Below are 19477 nucleotides of genomic sequence, written 5' to 3'. Positions count from 1 at the left end.
GGATTGCTTTTTCATACTATATCAGACGCCCGATGAAATCATTCATTTTATCTAAAGTGGTTATATTCTGGTTGCATTTCATACTATCCAGGCAAATATAATTCCCTTTCTTAATGAATGTCCCTTGGACGGTTCCTTTTGTTTCAGACATGAACATCCCTATTTCTTCAAAACGACTGCAAATGGCGCAAATTCCCTTTTTGTTGGAAGGTTTAATGGTACCATTCAAACCGGTGAGTTTATTATGGTGATAGGCGATGATGAATTTCTTTCCTGATCCGCCATCATCCCATCCCAAGTATGAAATCTCTCTCAAATCGATGTTTTCCAACAAAGGGGCTTTTAATTTCTTCGCTTTAGGAAATACCTTTTTTATCGTTTTTTCGGTTATTTCTTTAAAGGGGATCACATAGGGCTTTACCTGCAAGAGTAAGACGTCGGCTTGTGCGGGATCTTTAATGGTATCAACAGGATCCAACAGCTGCTTTTGCTCTTCGCTCAAGTCACTGAATAGGCTTAATACTCTTTCTTTGGCTACTGTCTTCAGGGTGTGGATCACATCCTTATCGTTTGCAGTCGCATGTCCATTTATGAGAATCTGTGTTTGAGATTTAATGAAGTTATACTGCTCGCTTCTGATAAAAGGTTCCATTTTCTTCACTCCTGTTTCTGTTGCTGCGATACATATTACGTTTTTATTTACTTTACAGAAAATGCATCCTCATTAAAAGGGGGAAAACGACTAAGAAACGTACTCGACATAGAAAGAGCACTGATATCATTATCAGTGCTCCATTTAATCCTATTTAGAATAAACGATTTTCTTGATGGTCTCCACGGAGAGAAAATGTTCTTCGGCTAATTGATGAATGGTTTGCCCGTCTTTGAATGCAGATTTTATAGCGGCATTTCGGTCATCGATCAGTCCCCTTGAACCCGAACAGGTCCCCCATTTGTGATGGGTTTTTTCAGGTTTAGGGATATATATGGTTTCGCCTTGCACATACTTTTGGATTTCAACGATCAGTTTTTCAGGCAAAACGGCCGTTGCTTTTACATAGTTCATTTCTGCCAGCCCCTTATTCTTTTTTTAGAATGAAATAAGGTGCAAAGCCGAATATTAGAAATGATAAGTAGGGCGATTGAGTTTAGCTTAATTTAACCCCATGCAAAGTATCGCCTCCAATAATAGGCTTTGCATGAGACGCTGCAGAAGGTGGCATTAATACAGGAACTGCCATCTTTACACCTCCCCTTTGTGTCTTGAAGAACACGTATTATCATTAGTATAAAATACAAAAGGGTGATTGCCAAACTTTTTCCAATGTAAGACGATGAATCGACGACGGGCTGATTGTTTGATAATGATCTAAGTACATGAAATAATTTGTATGAAACAAAACTAACCATGGGAGCTGACTTTAATGAAAGTATTCGTAGTTGGAGCAAATGGGAAGATCGGCAAACACCTAGTAGATTTATTAAAAGATAGCCAGGAGCATAGTGTGCGAGCAATGATTCGCAAAGAAGAACAGAGGAAGCAGTTTGAGAAAAATGGAATTGAATCCACAGTCGTCAGTTTAACGGGCACAGTGGAAGAGATTGTAAATGCAGCAAAGGGCTGTGATGCAATCGTGTTTACAGCAGGATCCGGAGGGAGCACTGGTGCAGAACAAACACTTTTGATCGATCTTGATGGTGCTGTTAAAACGATTGAAGCAGCAGAAAATTTGGGCATCAACCGATTCATCATGGTGAGTGCTTTCCAGGCCAATAATCGGGAAAACTGGAATGAAGCCATTAAACCGTATTATGTGGCCAAGCACTATGCGGATAGAGCATTGTTACAAAGCGATTTAATCTATACCATCATTCGGCCGGGCGGTCTTGTGAACGAACCGGGAACGGGCAAAGTGACCGCAGCCGAAGCATTGGAACGAGGTCCGATTTCACGGGAAGATGTGGCCCAAACGATTTTGGCATCATTGACCGAAGAAAATACCTACAAGCGTTCTTTTGATTTAATCTCTGGAGAAACAGCGATCCCAGAAGCATTAAGGGAAATTTAAAATGAAAAAATGAAGGCAGGGCCACTCGGGAGATGAGTGAGCTCTGCTTTTTAATTCCCTCAATATGCTTGACGACACAACGCTTGCCACCACCAACAACTTCTTAAGGAACATCTTTTTTTAAGACGGCACATTAATCGACGACGGTATGACTCCCTATTGTTACTCCCCGATTAATAATGGCCCTCCCGCCAATCCAGACATTTCCCCACAGGGTAACTCGCTTTCTATATTCCACTCCTGAACTACATATCGATTCCAGGAGCCAACTCGCAATTCGTGCCAATTTGCACTTCACAAACATCCCTTTTCCCATGCAATTTAGCTTAACCTTTTATGTAGTCGCATATTGAAATTCATACACTATTTATGGAAATGAAGTAGACACATCGCCAGGACATACTGTTCGGTATCCGGTAGTTTGTCAAAACCATTTCATGAAAGAGGACATTTTGATTGAACAGAGATATTCAGTTTTTTATTCAAAAGAAATGCCAAGGTAAAGGGAAAAGACAGAAGGGGGGGAGTCGGAAAAAACGTTCGTATATTACGAAAAACAAGTGTAAATATTAGCGTTGCAAATTTATTAGAGCGATTCAAAATTGAAACGCTCCATGCTAAAACAGGGACAAGGCTCGACTTTTTAAATGGTACATTTGTTATCTGGGGGTGAACGTTAACGCCATACGGCTAAACATTCACCTGTAAATCATCGTGCATATTGGGAAATGGACACCTGTATGCGGAAAACATAGTTTTAGAGGAAGTGATGAAGTGAAGGTTCTATATTTGCATCAATATTTCAATACCAATAAAGGAAGTACTCGATCCTATGAAATTGCCAATTTTTTGGTTTCCAAAAATAATAAAGTCACCATAATTACCGGAAATGAAACAGATCCCTGTAGGGGAATAAAGATTATATCAACCAAAACGAAATATAAACAAGAATTTGGTTATATGAAAAGAATTCTATCTTTTATTCATTATATGTATAAAAGTTTTTTTATTGGGGTGAAGGAGAAAGGGATAGACGTTGTTTATGCTTCCTCGACTCCTTTGACAATTGGATTAATAGGAATGCTTCTTGCTAAGGTGAAGCGATGCAAATTTGTATTTGAAGTAAGAGATTTATGGCCAGATATCCCCATTGCGATGGGAATTATAAAAAATAAATGGTTGAAAAGAATTTTATTTGCGTTAGAAAGCATGATTTATTCGGCAGCTGATAAAATCATCGTGCTTTCGCCCGGCATGAAAGAAGATTTATTGAATAAAGGAGTTAAACAGGAAAAAATATCGACGGTCACTAACTTTGCGGATATTGACCATTTCACTCAAATTTGTTCAGAAGTTAAAGAAGAAGCATTGGATAAATTAGGTTTGAAGGCGAAGTTTATCTGTTTATATGCGGGCACATTAGGATTTATCAATAATATCGATTATATTTTAGAACTTGCTGAAAAGACAGATGACCCTGATATTGTTTATCTAATTGTAGGGGATGGAAAGGAAAAGGAGCGGTTAATTCAAGTAAAAGAGAGCAAAAAATTAAACAACGTTATTTTCTTAGATCAGGTTTCTAAAAAAGAAGCGTACTTATTAATGGCCATATGCCATATTGGTCTGTGTTTTGTACGTAATAATGAAATATTAAACAGGAATAGTCAAAATAAACTGTTTGACTTTTGGGCAGCCGGAAAACCAACCTTAATAAACTATAAAGGCTGGCAGCATGAGGCCATGACAAAATATCATGCAGGACACGGATTTGACTATAGTGAATTAACAAAAATGGCGGCGTATGTAAAAACCATGAAAAGTGACAAACAGATGTTTATGGACATACAAGAAAACATAAAAAAGTTAGCCCTCAATCATGAGAAAACGAAATTGGTGTCGAAAATAGAAACCACGCTGTCAGATTTAGTCGGTAACACTCTATAAATATTCAAGAAGTCAGAAGGTGTTCATTTTGATGGTTGGGTTAGACTGCTTCGCATTTAATTGGCTGTCGACCTTCTAACTATGGAAAAGGATGGGGTTATATGGAGAATATCGTAAATACAAAGCCGGTGATAACGGATTGGGTAAAACGAGAATATCTGACAAACCTTCCGAGCATTTTGGATTCCGGAAAGTTAATTCTAGGGGATTACACTCGGAAATTAGAAGAAGGCGTCAGACAATTCAGCAAATCTAAGTATGCGGTCGCTCTTTCTAGTGCAACAGCCGCCATTGAAGTGATTTTAAAGTATCTGGATGTTGAAGGCAAAGATGTGATCATGCCGAGCAATACGTTCGTTTCACCCGTGTATGCGGTGAAAAATGCGAAAGGAAGAGTCGTTCTTTGTGACATTAATTTAGACGATTTCAATTTAGATTTTAATAGTTTAAAGAACGCCGTGACCCCCAATACGAAGGTTGTCCTCATTACGTATATTGCCGGTAAGATCCCTAGTAATATTTTTGAAATGAAAGAGTTTTGCGATGAGAATAATCTGTATCTAATCGAAGATGCTTCCCATGCTTTTGGTGCCACTATAAATGGATATAAGGCCGGTTCAATTGGATATGCCGGGGTATTCTCCATGTATCCCACTAAAATTGTAACCAGTGCTACGGGAGGTGTCATGACAACGGATGATGAGCGTTTAAGCAAATACTGTGAGTTGCTGAGGCACCACGGAAATGAAAGTGGCGCCATCAATCAAGTGCTATCCAGCGACATGCTTTTAAGCGAATTTAATGCACTCCTTGGTTACCTGCAAATTCAGGAAGCGGATGGGATGATTCACTCGAGGCAGGATATCTTCCATTATTATAAAGAGAAATTAGAAGATGTTTTCCGGGAGAATGGTCTATATTTCCAAGCGGAGCCCGATCACAATGACTCAACGTATTATAAAATTATCGTCATGTCTAAAAACAAAGAGCAATGCGAGAAATTTCAACAGCATTTAAAGGAGCGTCATATAAGCACGGGACATTGTTATGGAGTCCCGTTACATTTACAGCCGACATTGCGTGATGAATATGCTCAGGTCTCTCTCCCAAATGCCGAGAGATTTAGTGAATCGCACTTTACGTTACCATGTCACTTGGAACTGTCTGAAGCGGATTTGACATACATTGTGACGACATGCAAACAGGTACTGGAAAATGACGATGAAAAATAGGATTGCCATAATAGGGACGGGTAGAATTAGCTGTGCAATGATTGATGCCATTAATGAAAGTTCCAATGGAGAAGTAATCGGGATTTGGGGAAGAAGATATCATTGCACTAAGAAGCTTGCAAAAGATAAAGGAGTTTCAAAAGCTTATCGGTCTTTGGGTGACGCCTATGAAGATGAGGAGCTGGATACTGTATATATTGCTACTCCTAATGCTTACCATTATGAGCATGCGATGAAGGCTATTGAGCATGGGAAGAACGTGATTGTGGAAAAAACGGCATTTATGACAGTCGAGCAAGCAAATCGGGTTTTCCATGCTGCAGATAAACAAAATGTGTTTGTATTTGAGGCCATACAATCTATTTACGAACCTAACTTCCGTATTTTGGAAAGTGTCATTAAAAAGGCAGGGAAAATTCATGGGGCAACCCTAAAGTATCAAAACTACACGAAGCAGTACTTGGCTTTATTGAATGGAGAAAAAGCGCCACTTTTTGATGAAAATCATGGTGGAGGCACATTAAGAACGATTGGAATTTATCCCATTTATGCTGCACTTCAATTATTTGGAGTTCCGGTTAACAGTTATTATTTTAAACAAATGAACGTAGAAAAAATGGATTTAGGCGGTACGCTCATTTTTGAATATAAAGAGTTTAACTTGACGATGTTGATTTCAAAAATACATTTAACATGTGATTCCATATCGGAAATCTACGGTGAGGAAGGAACGGTCAGGCTTCATTCGTTATATAAGATTCGAAAAATCAGTTTCCACAATCTCAAAAATAACACGGAAGAAACGTTGAGTATACCTATTAAAGAGAATAGTTTAATCTATGAAATCACTGAATTATCCGAATGGATATTAACAAAAAACAAAACAGCGTACAGAGAACAAAAGAACCTAACACTTAAAGCGATAGCTATAATTGAAAAGGCATTGAATGGAGGAACATGATGAAAAAAATATTATTAGTAACAGCACACCCAGATGATGCAGAAATTAGTATGGGCGGTACAATTCGTAAGCTAATGAGCCGAGGCCATCAAATTATCAACGTCATATTCTCCATCCCTTCCAATATCGATGTCAGGAAGCAAGAGTCCATCGAGTCAGCTATCAATTTTGGATATGAGGTACAGTTCTCTAAGCATTGTGAGGGACATAACGTTGAGGATATTCCATTACATACATTAATAAAAGAACTCGATACGATCATTGAAAAGGTGAATCCAGACGAAGTCTACACACATTGGATGAATGACAGTCATCAAGATCATCAAAAATTAGCAAAGGTCGTACGAAGCTGCTTCAGGAAAAAACAATTTACGTTATATGAATTCGAACAAATCAACCAAAACAATAACATCGCGGCCAATCAATTTCATCCCAATGTTTATAGTGATATTACAGAATTCATGGAAGATAAAAAACAAATGATTTCCTTGTTTCAATCGCAGTTAATCGGATATATGGGTCATTACTTAGTGAATGCAGAGCACATTGGCAGTTGGAGAGGTTCCCAAGTGAATTGTAAATACGCGGAAACGTTTCTATTAATTTTTTCAAAAGAGGTTTTGTAGGTGGGAAAAACGAAGATCGTCACCATTCACCAACCTAATTTCCTGCCGTGGATCGGTTTCTTTCATAAAGCTTTCCAATCTGATGTATTCATATATTTGACAGATGTGAAATACTCTTCAAGTAATTTTCAAAATAAAACATATATTCTTGGTGGGGATGGAAAAAAGTCCAGGCTAACGGTGCCACTTCAAAAAAAACCTGAAATGTTACATGAAAAGTTAATCAGTTATCATTCCCCCAACCAAAAATGGAAAAGGAATCATTTGAAACAAATTTCAGAAGTTTATAAAAAAGCCCCGTACTTTCACGACTTTTTCCCGATGCTGAAAGAAGCATATCAAAAAGAACAGGCTTTGTTAGTCGATTTAAATATTCATTTAATTGAATTGATCTTACATTATTTAAACTATGAAGGAGAGACACAACTTTCCACTGAGTTTAACACATCCTTTGGAAAAACAGAGAGATTAGTCAGCTTACTTAAGCAAACTGGCGGTACATGCTATTTAAGCGGGAAAAGCGGTAAGGATTATTTGGAAGTGGAATTATTTCAGCAAGAAGGGATCGAGGTAGTCTATCAAAATTTCATTCATCCCGTGTATGAAGTGAAAAATGAGAAAGAGTGTGTAAAAAATCTATCGATTCTTGACTGGATTATGTACTATCCGACCGATCAAATAAAAGAAACGTTAACGAAAGATCGATTTAGCTAATCTGAACAATGTACGTAAGTATATAAAATAGAGATGTGGCGTGGTATGAGAATATGAAAATAAAAAATGATTTTATCAATAAAATACTTGTATTATTAACGGGAAATTCACTTGCACAGCTGATTATCATTGTAAGTTCGCCCGTATTAACAAGAATATATAAACCAGCAGATTTTGGTGTGTTTTCAGCCTATACTTCCCTTTTGGCCATTCTCATGTCATTTGCATCTCTTTGTTTAGAAAAGGCGATTCCTTTAGAAAAAAACCATAAGAATACAATTCACATACTGTACATTAGTATGTTTACGATTGCCGTTGTTTGTATCCTGAATATGAGTTTTAGCTTTTTTAATTTATCGTTATTTCAATTATACGGAATTAAAACTTCGATGATGAATGACCTTTTGCTTTCAAGTGGTCTGTTTTTTGCCGGGATTTACCAAGTGTTGATTTACTGGATGGTAAAAGAAGATAAGTTTAAAGGTATAACCCATTCTAAACTGCTGCAATCAATTAGTAATGTGATTAGTCAGTTCTCGCTTATTTCGGTTAATCATATCACTCCAGGAATGGGTTTAATAGCGGGAGATATGATTGGACGAGGAATATCACTTGCGTATATATGGCGATTTTTCTTAAAGCAAATGCATTGGCCAAAAGTGGACTATAGGAGAATCGGATATTTGCTTAAAAAATATGAGAAATTCGCCAAATACTCCACATGGTCGACACTCTTAAGTTCTTTATCTATGCAAATCATATTTTTGTTATTAATGCGTCTATACGGACCCGAAGTGACAGGTTATTTTTCCATGGCTTCAAAAACGATCGGTTTACCCATTACATTGGTGGGAGCGAGTATTTCAACAGTATTCTACGCCGAAGTAGTTAAAAGTATTAAGAATGAGCCTGGAAGAGTTTTGAAATTATATAGAAGCATCATTACTAAGTTAGCAATGGCAGGTATACCGTCACTGATACTTTTAGCGTGGATAGCCCCAGGGCTCTTTGGTTTTGTTTTTGGAGAAGAGTGGAGTGTTTCCGGTGAATATGTGAGGTTGATGTCATTTATGTTTCTGTGTCAAGTGATTGTTGTACCAGTTTCCCAAATATTGTATATAGTCAATAAACAGCAGACTCAGCTTTTATGGGACGTTTCAAGGCTGTTGCTGTCAACTATTGGAGTACTGGTCATCTTCACTTTTGGGGGATCAGCTGAAACAGCCATTTTATACTATAGCATTTGTATGGGGGCCAGTTACTACTTTCTTGCTCTCCTCGGCTATAGGGCGATACATTCCATAGATCGAGAGGATAACCTAAAAAAATGAAGCTGATTCAAATGGGTCTGGTAGGAATATACGTCTGGTTACTCGATATTTCCTACGTTTACTTTATTTCCCCTGAATATGCTTATATGGGATATATATATCGACAACATCCAAGTGCAGTCATGATAGTAATTTCCATGTTTTTAATTATATTGCCAGCCATATTCATAAAAAAGGATCTGGATAAGCCGTCGGAACTCGTTTTCTGGATTTTATATTTTATTGTCTATATACCGGTAGTATGGGTTCCAAATTATTTATTTACGCTACAGCCTGATTTTATATATACGAATGTTCTTTTGTGTTTTTGTTTACTTATCATTGGAAATGTAAATCGATTGCCAACGATGAAGATTACACCTGCTAATGTTAATATCGGTCTATTAAAAATCGTTTTCGTTGTAACACTATTCATTTTTTTTCTTTACATCTTCAAGATTTCGGGTGGATTTAGTCTAAAGCCCCCTATAGATTCTGAGGATATCTATGATAAGAGATTATCCTTTCGAACAAAACTAACCCCTGCGGCCGGCTATATTATCCAGTGGCTTGCAAAAGTGTGTAATCCATTTATCGTGACCATTGGCTTATGCAAAAAAAAATATGTCTATGTGTTTATCGGACTGGCGTTACAATACCTTTTATACACCGCAAACGGGTTGAAATCGACTCTTTTATCGACCTTTTTGTTAATTGTTGTATTTATTGCGTTTCAGAATAAGGGCCGGAATTTCGCGGTGTATTTTTGCTTGAGCCTTTGCTCGTTGTTAGGCATCAGCATTTTTCTGGATTTTATCCTTGATCAGACATATTTATCTAATTTGTTTGCCAGAAGGATGATCATCACACCGGGTTTGCTGACAACCTATTATATCGATTTCTTTTCAACTCATCCAAAAGCCTTGCTATCGTATAGTATATTTGAAAAATTCATAGATCCTGTTTATGACAGGAGTCCGCCATATATTATCGGTACAGAGTACTTTGGCCGACCTGAAATGGCAGCCAATGCGAATATGTTCGCCGATGCTTTTGCTAATTTCGGTTATCTTGGATTCTTGATTTATACAGGGATCTTAGCAGCGGTATTATGGCTTTATGATAGCCTGACGCAAAACGAAAAGTGGCAAGGTGTTGGCATAATCCTGTTTGTTGTACCTGCATGGTGTTTAGCGGATACTGCGCTTACAACAACGTTCGTGACAGGTGGGATGGTTTTTACTTTCATTATCATGTATTTGTTGTTAGGGTCAGATTCACAAAAGGGAGATAACAGATGAAGTTATTTTATAATATTAGTTCTGTGCACCCATGGAATGATACGAGGATTTATTTTCGCCAAGCATTTTCTCATGGAGAAACAGGAAAGTACAAGGTGAAACATATAGCGATTGAAAATAATCTATTGCCAGGTAATATTCCAGCCAATATAGAAGTGGAACTGTTAGCTAAACAATCAAGAAAAAAGCGTATGTTAACGTGGACTCCTTTATATAAGAAAATCAAGAAAGATAAACCTGATGTGATTCAGTTTCATGATCCAGAGCTGCTCATTTTAATGAATATAATCAGATGGATTCCCAGCTATCATCCGGGCATCGTTTATGACATGCATGAAAATGTACCAAAGGTCCTTATGAGAAAAAAAATCCCCGAATTTGCATTGAGCATGTATCGTTTTTTGGAGAGACAATTGCTGAGGGCATGCAGCGGGGTCGTGTTTGCAGAAAGTACGTATAAAGAGGATTATCGATTCCTAACCTGCCCAACAATGGACGTGTATAATTACCCGAAAGTCCCTTTTATGAAAGAAAATGAAGCAAAAGAAGATGTTTTTACCTTTATCTATCTAGGGGGCATTTCAGATATACGCGGCGGGGAAACCATGCTGCTTCTCGCAAAAAGATTAGTGGATTTAAAGAAGAAATTTCACATGAAGATTATTGGAACGGGCAGTGAAGAATACATCGGAAAATTGAACACTTTCATTTTTAAAAACAACTTGGAGGATCATATCAGTCTGGAGGGTGCAATGGCTTTTGATAAAGCGTTTGAATCGATTCAGAGAGCAAATGTAGGTATGGCATTTTTAGTCCCTGATCCTAATTTCATGGGTGGTAAAACAACAAAGTGTTTTGAATATATGGCCGCTGGCATTCCATTTATGGTTTCTGATTTTCTTATTCAAGATGTACTGGATAAATGGGAATGTGGAGTGTCGGTCGATGTATTAAATATGGATGAAATGGTTCAAAAAGCGGTTTATTTACTGGAATCCCCTGAAATGGCCACGAACATGGGGGAACGAGGAAAAGCTGCATATAGACAAGAATATAATTGGGAGAATGAAGAGGGAAAATTACTATCTCTGTTTGATAAAATAGGGTCATGCTCTTAGGAGGTATGTTATGGGATTATTTAAATGGTTGAATAAATTGGCATTTATTAATAACTGGGGGAGACTGGGCGGAATTCATGGAATAATCGTCATGTTCATTTACCGGATAGGCAATACGATTTACTATAAAGTGAACATTCCTGTCGTAAAACAAGTATTATGGATTATGTACCGCATGGTAGATTTATTGCTTGTAAGACTTTTCCTGAATTGCGAGTTTCCTGGACAATGTCAAATTGGAAAGGATTTACGTCTGCCTCATGGGGCTAAAGGCGTTATGATCAACCCATATTGCCAAATAGGGGATCATGTTACGATTATGCATCAAGTATCGCTCGGACAAAATAAAGAAAGTAAAAAAGCACCTACCGTATGTGATTATGCGTATATAGGATGTGGCGCTAAAATACACGGTGGCATCCGAATTGGCGCGAATTCGAAAGTGGGGGCAAATGCAGTCGTTTTGAAATCCGTGCCCGATAATTGCACGGCAGTCGGAGTACCCAGTTTGAATATAAAAAAGTAAGTACTTACTACTTAAAACAAAAAACCGATAATCCATGTCATGTGGAGAATCGGTTTTTTTCTAATGATCACATAAGTCTATATGAGGATTGTGGTTGGCTTTTTTCTCTCAAATATGGAACCATGGCCGAATAGGCTATAAGGTTGATTTTATTAAATGAAAAAACTGTATCCCATTATTTTCGAGATACAGTCATAATTAAGGAGGGAAACTATTCGATGCGTTTCCCGCTATTTTTTAAAAAGTATGAGCTAAGTCCTTTGCACGTGCAATTCCTTTTTCTTTGATTTCTTGTGCTTTATCTGCCATTGCATTATGACCCTCAATGAATATGCCTTCAAAAGACGGAATACCATAGAAATTCATTATGACATTTAAATAACGATGACCCATTTCCATCTCTGCAGCTGGGCCTTCAGAATAAAAACCTCCGCGGGCTTGGATATGAAGTGCTTTTTTATCTGTTAAAAGACCAACCGCGCCTTGTTCCGTGTACTTAAATGTTTTACCTGCAACAGAAACAGAATCAATATATGCTTTCATTACTGGAGGGAATGAAAAATTCCATAAAGGCGTTACGAATACATATTTATCAGCTGAAACAAACTGATCGCTTAGTTCACCTAGGCGTCCGACTTTTGCTTGTTCCTCTGCTGAAAGCTCTTCAAAACCTTTTCCTGTTTGAAGCTTGCCCCATCCACTAAAAACATCAACATCAAGTTGAGGGATGTTCTCTTTATAAAGATCAAGATGAACGACTTCATCGTTCGGATTGACCTCTTTGTAAGTCTCAATAAAAGCCTTTCCTGCTGCCATACTAAAAGATTGTGTATCATCATGTGGATGCGCTGTGATGTATAATACTTTAGCCATTTTGTTAAGTCACCTTTCTCCTTCAAAATTAAGACAAGTTTAGTTTGATTCAAATAGCAAAAAATTAATCAAAATATCTCTACATTAGAATTTTGTTTGTTATAAAAAGAGAAGAGGAAGCGAGTATTCCTTTCGGCCCCATCTATAAATTGGAGGTGCCGTCTTTTCATGATTTGAAAAACATGACATCGCCCATGTCCTTAAAAGGAAATTATCTTCATATAGCGGTCGGTGAAGCCTGGTTCATAAGCTGACTGACTTTTTAGATTCATTTCATAAATGGCAGCTCTTTTTCTTAGTGTTTGTTTTTAATGGGAAAGAGCCTTAAAATGTTCAAAAAGGGGTGTAGGGACATAATGATCAATCGATTACCAAAAGAAATCGCAACGATATTACAAACAAATAAAAAAATGCCTGCTCAATTTGAGGAATTGATCAGGAAAGGCGGGTATTTGCCTCCCGAGATGGAGTTGATGGTAGATGCCATCACTGCCTTAAGCATGGGGAAGAATATTCTCCTGAAAGGTCCGACAGGGGCCGGAAAGACTAAGTTTGCCGAGACATTATCGAATTTGTTCAACCAACCGATGTTCAGTGTGAACTGCTCAGTCGATCTTGATGCCGAAAGCTTATTGGGCTTCAAGACATTGGCTTACAAAGAGGAAAAACAGGTGATTGAATTCGTTCCAGGACCTGTGATCAATTCAATGAATCACGGTCATTTTCTATACATAGATGAAATAAACATGGCTAAACCGGAAACACTGCCGCTGATCAATGGGGTGCTTGATTACAGGAGAACGATAACGAATCCGTTCACGAACGAAGTCATCACTGCTAAAGATGGCTTTAATGTCATTGCTGCGATCAATGAAGGCTATGTAGGCACAGTTCCTTTGAATGAAGCGCTGAAGAATAGGTTTATCGTGATCGAGGTTCCTTATATCGAAGGGGAGCAATTAAAGCATTTGATCGAGACCAATACAAAGTTAAAGGATTCAAGAAATATTGAATTGTTCGTTAAACTGTCGAGTGACCTGATTAATGCTGTGAATCAAGGAAAAGTGGCCGAAGATGCGGCATCGATCCGGGCTTTGCTTGATGCTTGCGACCTGAGTGTATTGATTCCGCCAAAACGGGCGATTCTTCGTTCCATCGTGGATAAGTTGGACGAGGAACGGGAGCGGGAGTTTGTGAAGAACTTGGCTGACACATTATTCTAACTAGGAGAATGCCTCATGAAGTATATCCGATTCAATGATTCAATAATTGATACGGCTCTTTTTTTGCAGCTGCAGGATCTCTCGACTGTCTTGTCAGGCATTCCTGAGCTGGAATTCGAATACAATTATGGCTCCTTCATTGATTCCATCGAGAATAAGGTCACAGCCAGTCATTTTTGGGAAAACGGAAATAAGGAAGTGAAGGAAGCTGGGTTGAAAACGGACGTGCTCCTTAGAACGATAGGTACGTTGCATCATTCAACAATCCAGAGTATGAAGGAGTATCAGGAGATAATCGAGGAAAGTTCACTTCCAAAGTTTGCAGCCCAATTGTTCGCTTTATTGGAAGACTTGCGATTAGAAGAATTGGTGAAGAAAGAAAGGCCAGGCACGAAAAAATGGTTTTCGGTAAGGAGAGCTTACCTTAAACAATATTTCGAAAGCCAATTGGCTACGAATGTCACAAGAAGTTTTGCACTGGATGAATTATACTGCCTCATCTATTTACTGCTTCAATCTGACAGGCCAGATCCCATTTTTCCCAGAGCCAATGTGCGGCAACTGGAAGAACTGGAGAAAATCAAGCCGCATATCCATTCGGTTTTTGAAGCCACTAAAACAAGTGATATCACAAGGATTTGTGAGCAAATCGTTTTTCGTGTGAACGATGGATATCAGGATACGATGAATGAATATTTCATCTTCCCCATTGCAAATGTGGAGAAGTATACAGCAAATACCTTATTTGACGAACTGACTAGAAATGATGAACTGTTGAACGATGATACAGAAGATGTAGATGAAGAGAAAAGTGAGTTCATTGATGAAAAGTTCTCCACATGGCACCGAGAAAATAAGAATGGCGAGAATAATTCGACCTTTCTTCAATTTGAATTGGAACAGGGAACGAAAACAAGCTTGATGGGCGGAGGTGCGCGTGAAGCGGAAGATGCCGACCAAGCACTGGCGTCCATCCAAGGTTCTTCAGGTGAAAGTGAACAAAAGGAATACAATCAGCAGGAAACGCTAGAGAAGAAGCAAACGAATATCGGCAAGAGTGGTGAACATCCATTTGGTGAAGACAATAAAGACGTCGTCCAGGTAATCAAAGAAGCAAAAATACCGACTCTTACTGAAGAAAAACGCTACCGCGAGTTCGTTGCTGATATCGAACCATTTAAGAGAAAACTTGCAAGTATAATTGAAAAAACACTGGAAAATAAAAAGAATGCCCCAAGAAAAGATTTAGTTTTTGGTCGTTTATCGAAGAAATTACTGCCGATTGTACTAGAAGAAAATCCAAGGGTCTTTTATAAAAAGAACCAGGATTCAAATGAAATGGATGCAGTATTCACATTGCTTATCGATTGCTCGGCTTCTATGCATAACAAAATGGATGAAACGAAACGAGGGGTCGTACTCTTTCATGAAGTGCTGAAAAAGTTAAGGATACCCCACTCAATCGTGGGATTTTGGGAAGATGCAAATGAAGTGAGAGAAGGATATCAGCCGAATTACTTCCACGTGATCCAGTCCCATTCGGACTCTCTTTATGCAAATACAGGAGCAAAAATCATGCAGCTTGAACCGGAGGAAGACAACAGGGACGGATACAGCATCAGGGTTGCCACAATGGAATTGGAAAAAAGACGTGAAAAAAACCGTTTCTTGCTCGTATTTTCCGATGGTGAGCCGGCAGCAAGCGAATATGATCAAAATGGAATTGTCGATACGCATCTTGCCGTCTCCGAAGCCAGGAAAAAGGGAATAGAAGTCATAGGCCTGTTTTTAGCAGACGGATTGATTGATGAAAGTGAAGAACTGACGATGAAAAACATCTACGGAAAAGAACGGCTGATGATTCCGAGTGTTGCTGAATTGCCGGAACAATTTACACCGCTGTTGAAAAAACTGCTGCTGAAGACCATTTGATATGAAACATAATAATGAATTTGGAAGTTATGATAGATCTTGATTGATCAATTAAAAAACACAGTAGGATTCAATGGATCTTACTGTGTTTTTTTGTTTGTCTTGTCAGTTATTCGCAGTAAGCGAATATATTGATGGGAGCTTGAAAAGAAAACGAATGCGATTTCTTTTTTGGAATTTGGGTAAAGCATAACTGAGGGAGTGGTTATTTTGATGAATTTACTGTTTATGGTACTTTATTTTATAATCATTGTTCTTGTTATTGAAATATCGGTTACCTTGATGAAATTGACTGGATTGAAAAGCTCAGTGGCAAGATTTCAGGTTATCTCCATGCTGACGGGTACTGGGTTTACAACTGACGAGTCAAAATCGATTATTGATCACCCCGTTCGAAGGAAAATAAGCATGTTTTTAATTTTATTTGGTGCCTTCTCACTTGCGGTCATCATTTCATCGATCAGTACATTGCTTACAGATGATCTACGCTTGATAGAGTTAAGCATCATTATAGGGATACTGGTGATCTTAATCGTTTTAGTGAAAGCTCCAATCCTGAATAATAGAATATCGAATAAGATGAAAAGTGAAATGTACAATCATTATGAATTATGGGAACACCCGATAGAGGAGGTCCTGTTTTTAGAAGATGAAGACGTGGTCATGGAGATCGATATTTATGAGGATTCAGAATTCATCGATGTCAAAGCGTTTGATGTTATCCCAGAAGGAGCGGACATCAATATGTTGTTTATTGAAAGCGGAGAAGTGAAAATCAGGAAAGAGTTATATGAGTATAAAATCAAAATAGGTGATAACCTCTTTTTATATGGAAATAAAAAAGAGATAGAAGAAACATTCTCAAAAGAAATCGAAGAGATGAAGAAGAAAAGTACATCGGAGTGAAAAAGAATCCCAGCCTTATATTAAGGCTGGGATCTATTGAAGATGGGCTTCATTAATGTTTTTTATTCGGTAATTTCTGAGCGGGATTCCCATTGCCTTGACGGCGGAAATTGCCTTCTTCCTTTTTTTGCTGTTCTTGAATACTTTCAACAAATTCCTTAGAACTTTTCATTAAATGTACCTCCTCCGTTTATTTTCTTCTTTACTATAACCAGAAGAGGTGAAATTCATGAGTATGGGAGATAAAGGGCGACTCTAGGCTGATGGTAAAGGGAGAAAGGTGGTAAAATATGGACTGAAAGGATGTTTATTAAATCCTATCATGAAAAGAAAGAAGGGAAATGAGTGGAAAATCGGTTGGATGGAAAAGTTGCCTTGGTTACAGGTTCATCAAGAGGTATTGGTCGTGCTATAGCGGAACAGCTTGCTGATTTGGGTGCAAAAGTGGTGATCAACTATTCAGGCAGTTCTCAAAAGGCATATGAAGCGGTTGAAGGTATAAAGAAGAACGGCGGGGAAGCGGTAGCAATCCAAGCAGATATTAGCCAAGTTTCCCAAATTATAAATCTCTTCGAAGAAACGGTCCAAGCGTTCGGGAAAATCAATATTTTAGTGAACAATGCGGGACTGATGATAAATAAACCACTTTCCGAAGCAACGGAAGAAGACTTTGATAAACAGTTTGCAGTGAACGCCAAGGGGACATTCTTTGCTTGCCAACAAGCCCTGAAATGTATGGAGGCCGATGGAAGGATCGTCAATATTTCAACCTCTGTAATAGGACAGATGTTTCCTTCATATAGCATGTATGCAGGTACAAAGGGGGCGGTTGAACAATTCACAAGACATCTGTCCAAAGAGTTCGGCCCAAAAGGGATTACGATCAATGCAATTGCTCCAGGACCGGTTAACACAGAGTTGTTTAATGTAGGGAAATCTGAGCAGCAAATCGAAGGAATGAAAAAAATGAATGCCTTCGGACGTTTAGGTGAAACGGAAGACATTGCCAATGTGGTATCGTTTTTGGTGAGTGAACAAGCCCAGTGGGTTACGGGTCAGACGATTAGGGTCAATGGTGGATTCATTTAATTTAATTGCTTGTAATTCAACTAAAGCAACGTACTAATACAACGTTGCTTTAGTATTTTGTAATATTTTTAATTTGAAATTAACCATTCCAGTGAATTGTTTGAGCGATGATCAAGAAAGCGCCCGATAAGAGGAACCAGATTAAAAACAAGGGCAGGTAAAAGCGAACCCATTTTTGCCAGGCGACTCCTGCTAAGGCAAGGGTGGCCATGAAATAGCCAGATGTTGGATATAATATATTACCGATTCCGTCTGCTAGCTGATAAGCTAACACGGCTGTTTGTCTTGTAACACCGATGATGTCGGCCAATGGAGCCATGATGGGCATGGTAACTAAAGCCTGACCGCTTCCGGAGGGGATTAAAAGACTACATAACATTTGTACAATAAACATGCCGAGAGCGCTAAATACAGCGGGGAAGTCGCCGACAAGATTACCGAGACTATGAACGATCGTGTCCATTACTTGACCATCCTCCATAACAACAGCGACAGCTCTTGCAACACCCACAATCATGGAACCGACCAAAACTTCTCGAAATCCGTCATTAAATCCTTCGCAAATTTCCGATAAGTTTAACCCGGCAACTAAACCGACAACGATTCCCATGATAATGAAGAGACCTGCCATTTCCAACATAAACCAACCTTTTGCTAAAACGCCATATACGAGTAGAAACAAGAAACCGACCGTTAAAATTAATGCAATTTTCTGTTTTTTATTCACCTTATATATTTCAGATCCAGGCTTATTTAAGTATAGCGTCCGTTTGGTTTGATCGTCATCAAATACAAAACTACACTTTGGATTATTTTTAACCTTTTTAGCATACCGCATAATGTAAGCCATCCCAGCAGTAACAAATATGATAAAAGCGATAATCCTTAGCTCGATACCGGAATATAGGGGAAGACCTGCGATTTTTTGACCTAACCCAGTGTTAATGGGGTTAAGAAAGCCTGTCATGAACCCAGCGGTAGTTGCGACTAAAGCTACAGAGACGGCAACCATAGAATCAAATCCTAAGGCAATCATTAGGGGGAGGATGACAGGTACATACACTAAACTTAATTCCTGTGTTCCAATCAAACTGCAAATAATAGCAAATACTACTGTGAGGATAGGAATTAACATCATACTTTTTGTCGAAAATCGCCTTGCTAATCTATCCACTCCTATTTCAATAAGTCCTGTTTTCCGTAGTACTGAAAATATTCCTCCGATGATGAATGTGAAAAAAACGATCTCCCCTGCAGCTACCAAGCCTTTTGGTATAGCTGTCATGAAGTCTACTGGAGTAATAGGTGTTTGTTCAACGAGTCGATAGGAGTTTGGATCAATCGTCAATCGATCCTCAGGACCTGGAATTCGCTCATAAACACCAGCAGGAACGAAATAAGTTGCGAGTGCTGCAAGTATGATAAATACGAATAATATGACATAAATATGTGGCATATTAAACTTCTTTTTATTGAATTTAGTCGCTTCATCGATACTGACAATTTTTTTCGAATCATTTTCTAATGCCATTATTTTTCCCCCATCATCTTTAGTTTATTAACATGTACTTCCAGATAATATAGATGAAATGATCCATAATCATATTTCGTGTTATGTTAAATAACATCTTATGTATCTATATATTACAT

19 protein-coding genes and 1 pseudogene are annotated in these 19477 nt (G+C 38.3%); 14 read left to right on the top strand and 6 right to left on the bottom strand.

Translation table 11 applies throughout. The annotated features are described in order from the left end of the window. Window positions 1-16: 16 nt before the first annotated feature. Together ACFWE9_RS13765 and ACFWE9_RS13760 are read right to left on the bottom strand one after the other, a co-directional pair. A complete protein-coding gene (locus ACFWE9_RS13765; RefSeq protein ID WP_230158805.1) occupies window positions 17-652 on the bottom strand; it encodes a FusB/FusC family EF-G-binding protein in 636 nt (211 codons plus the stop codon). A 150-nt stretch (window positions 653-802) separates the two neighbouring features. Beyond that, window positions 803-1066 (bottom strand): CD3324 family protein, encoded by a 264-nt coding sequence (locus tag ACFWE9_RS13760; RefSeq protein WP_230158806.1) that lies wholly within the window; start codon window positions 1064-1066, stop codon window positions 803-805. A gap of 358 nt (window positions 1067-1424) precedes the next feature. Here ACFWE9_RS13760 and ACFWE9_RS13755 point away from each other — a divergent pair, with 358 nt between their 5' ends. After that, window positions 1425-2069, top strand: coding sequence for an SDR family oxidoreductase (locus ACFWE9_RS13755; RefSeq protein WP_377357225.1), 645 nt, complete (start codon window positions 1425-1427; stop codon window positions 2067-2069). 136 nt (window positions 2070-2205) lie between these two features. Here ACFWE9_RS13755 and ACFWE9_RS13750 read toward each other — a convergent pair. After that, window positions 2206-2374: pseudogene (locus ACFWE9_RS13750) on the bottom strand (acetyltransferase); the annotation flags it as partial. Window positions 2375-2783: 409 nt separating this feature from the next. Between ACFWE9_RS13750 and ACFWE9_RS13745 the strand changes: the two are divergent. From ACFWE9_RS13745 to ACFWE9_RS13705, 9 genes are all read left to right on the top strand, one after another. Then, the gene (locus ACFWE9_RS13745) at window positions 2784-4016 is read left to right on the top strand and encodes a glycosyltransferase family 4 protein (RefSeq protein WP_377357223.1); all 1233 of its coding nucleotides are present in this window, start codon (window positions 2784-2786) and stop codon (window positions 4014-4016) included. A gap of 101 nt (window positions 4017-4117) precedes the next feature. Next, window positions 4118-5248: a DegT/DnrJ/EryC1/StrS family aminotransferase gene (locus ACFWE9_RS13740; RefSeq protein WP_377357221.1), complete on the top strand. Its 1131-nt coding sequence runs from the start codon at window positions 4118-4120 to the stop codon at window positions 5246-5248. Continuing rightward, window positions 5238-6209, top strand: a complete 972-nt coding sequence (locus tag ACFWE9_RS13735; protein ID WP_230158810.1) for a Gfo/Idh/MocA family protein — start codon at window positions 5238-5240, stop codon at window positions 6207-6209. The genes ACFWE9_RS13740 and ACFWE9_RS13735 overlap by 11 nt, the downstream gene beginning before the upstream one ends. Further along, window positions 6209-6835 carry a PIG-L deacetylase family protein gene (locus ACFWE9_RS13730; RefSeq protein ID WP_230158811.1) on the top strand — a complete coding sequence of 209 codons (627 nt, stop codon included), beginning with the start codon at window positions 6209-6211 and terminating at the stop codon, window positions 6833-6835. Before ACFWE9_RS13735 ends, ACFWE9_RS13730 begins: the two co-directional genes overlap by 1 nt. After that, complete coding sequence (locus ACFWE9_RS13725; RefSeq protein ID WP_230158812.1) at window positions 6836-7549, top strand: WbqC family protein; 714 nt, start codon at window positions 6836-6838, stop codon at window positions 7547-7549. A gap of 53 nt (window positions 7550-7602) precedes the next feature. Then, window positions 7603-8880, top strand: coding sequence for an oligosaccharide flippase family protein (locus ACFWE9_RS13720; protein WP_230158813.1), 1278 nt, complete (start codon window positions 7603-7605; stop codon window positions 8878-8880). Continuing rightward, window positions 8877-10160, top strand: coding sequence for a hypothetical protein (locus ACFWE9_RS13715; protein WP_230158814.1), 1284 nt, complete (start codon window positions 8877-8879; stop codon window positions 10158-10160). The genes ACFWE9_RS13720 and ACFWE9_RS13715 overlap by 4 nt, the downstream gene beginning before the upstream one ends. Then, on the top strand, window positions 10157-11278 hold the full coding sequence (locus ACFWE9_RS13710) for a glycosyltransferase (protein ID WP_377357217.1): 1122 nt from the start codon (window positions 10157-10159) through the stop codon (window positions 11276-11278). Before ACFWE9_RS13715 ends, ACFWE9_RS13710 begins: the two co-directional genes overlap by 4 nt. A 10-nt stretch (window positions 11279-11288) precedes the next feature. Then, on the top strand, window positions 11289-11804 hold the full coding sequence (locus ACFWE9_RS13705) for a serine O-acetyltransferase (protein ID WP_377357215.1): 516 nt from the start codon (window positions 11289-11291) through the stop codon (window positions 11802-11804). 237 nt (window positions 11805-12041) lie between these two features. On the opposite strand, the gene ACFWE9_RS13700 is transcribed toward ACFWE9_RS13705, so the two are convergent. Further along, window positions 12042-12677 carry an FMN-dependent NADH-azoreductase gene (locus tag ACFWE9_RS13700; protein WP_230158817.1) on the bottom strand — a complete coding sequence of 212 codons (636 nt, stop codon included), beginning with the start codon at window positions 12675-12677 and terminating at the stop codon, window positions 12042-12044. A 356-nt stretch (window positions 12678-13033) separates the two neighbouring features. Between ACFWE9_RS13700 and ACFWE9_RS13695 the strand changes: the two genes are divergently transcribed. The 3 genes from ACFWE9_RS13695 (at window position 13034) to ACFWE9_RS13685 (ending at window position 16738) form a co-directional block, all read left to right on the top strand. Beyond that, window positions 13034-13900 (top strand): ATP-binding protein, encoded by an 867-nt coding sequence (locus ACFWE9_RS13695; protein ID WP_377357212.1) that lies wholly within the window; start codon window positions 13034-13036, stop codon window positions 13898-13900. A gap of 15 nt (window positions 13901-13915) precedes the next feature. Continuing rightward, window positions 13916-15832 (top strand): vWA domain-containing protein, encoded by a 1917-nt coding sequence (locus tag ACFWE9_RS13690; protein WP_230158818.1) that lies wholly within the window; start codon window positions 13916-13918, stop codon window positions 15830-15832. A gap of 213 nt (window positions 15833-16045) precedes the next feature. Further along, on the top strand, window positions 16046-16738 hold the full coding sequence (locus ACFWE9_RS13685; RefSeq protein WP_230158963.1) for a hypothetical protein: 693 nt from the start codon (window positions 16046-16048) through the stop codon (window positions 16736-16738). Between the two features lie 52 nt (window positions 16739-16790). Here ACFWE9_RS13685 and ACFWE9_RS13680 read toward each other — a convergent pair whose 3' ends face one another. Further along, complete coding sequence (locus ACFWE9_RS13680; RefSeq protein ID WP_061465287.1) at window positions 16791-16910, bottom strand: DUF4023 family protein; 120 nt, start codon at window positions 16908-16910, stop codon at window positions 16791-16793. Window positions 16911-17083: 173 nt separating this feature from the next. Between ACFWE9_RS13680 and ACFWE9_RS13675 the strand changes: the two genes are divergently transcribed. Further along, a complete protein-coding gene (locus ACFWE9_RS13675; protein ID WP_230158820.1) occupies window positions 17084-17827 on the top strand; it encodes an SDR family oxidoreductase in 744 nt (247 codons plus the stop codon). A gap of 79 nt (window positions 17828-17906) precedes the next feature. Here ACFWE9_RS13675 and ACFWE9_RS13670 read toward each other — a convergent pair whose 3' ends face one another. Beyond that, window positions 17907-19358: a YfcC family protein gene (locus tag ACFWE9_RS13670; protein WP_230158821.1), complete on the bottom strand. Its 1452-nt coding sequence runs from the start codon at window positions 19356-19358 to the stop codon at window positions 17907-17909. Window positions 19359-19477: the final 119 nt, after the last annotated feature.

The organism is Peribacillus sp. NPDC060253 (genome assembly GCF_042727425.1).
GTDB lineage: Bacteria > Bacillota > Bacilli > Bacillales > DSM-1321 > Peribacillus.
The sequence above is the reverse complement of the archived record's forward strand: the minus strand, read 5'-3'. Positions and strand labels throughout refer to the sequence as shown.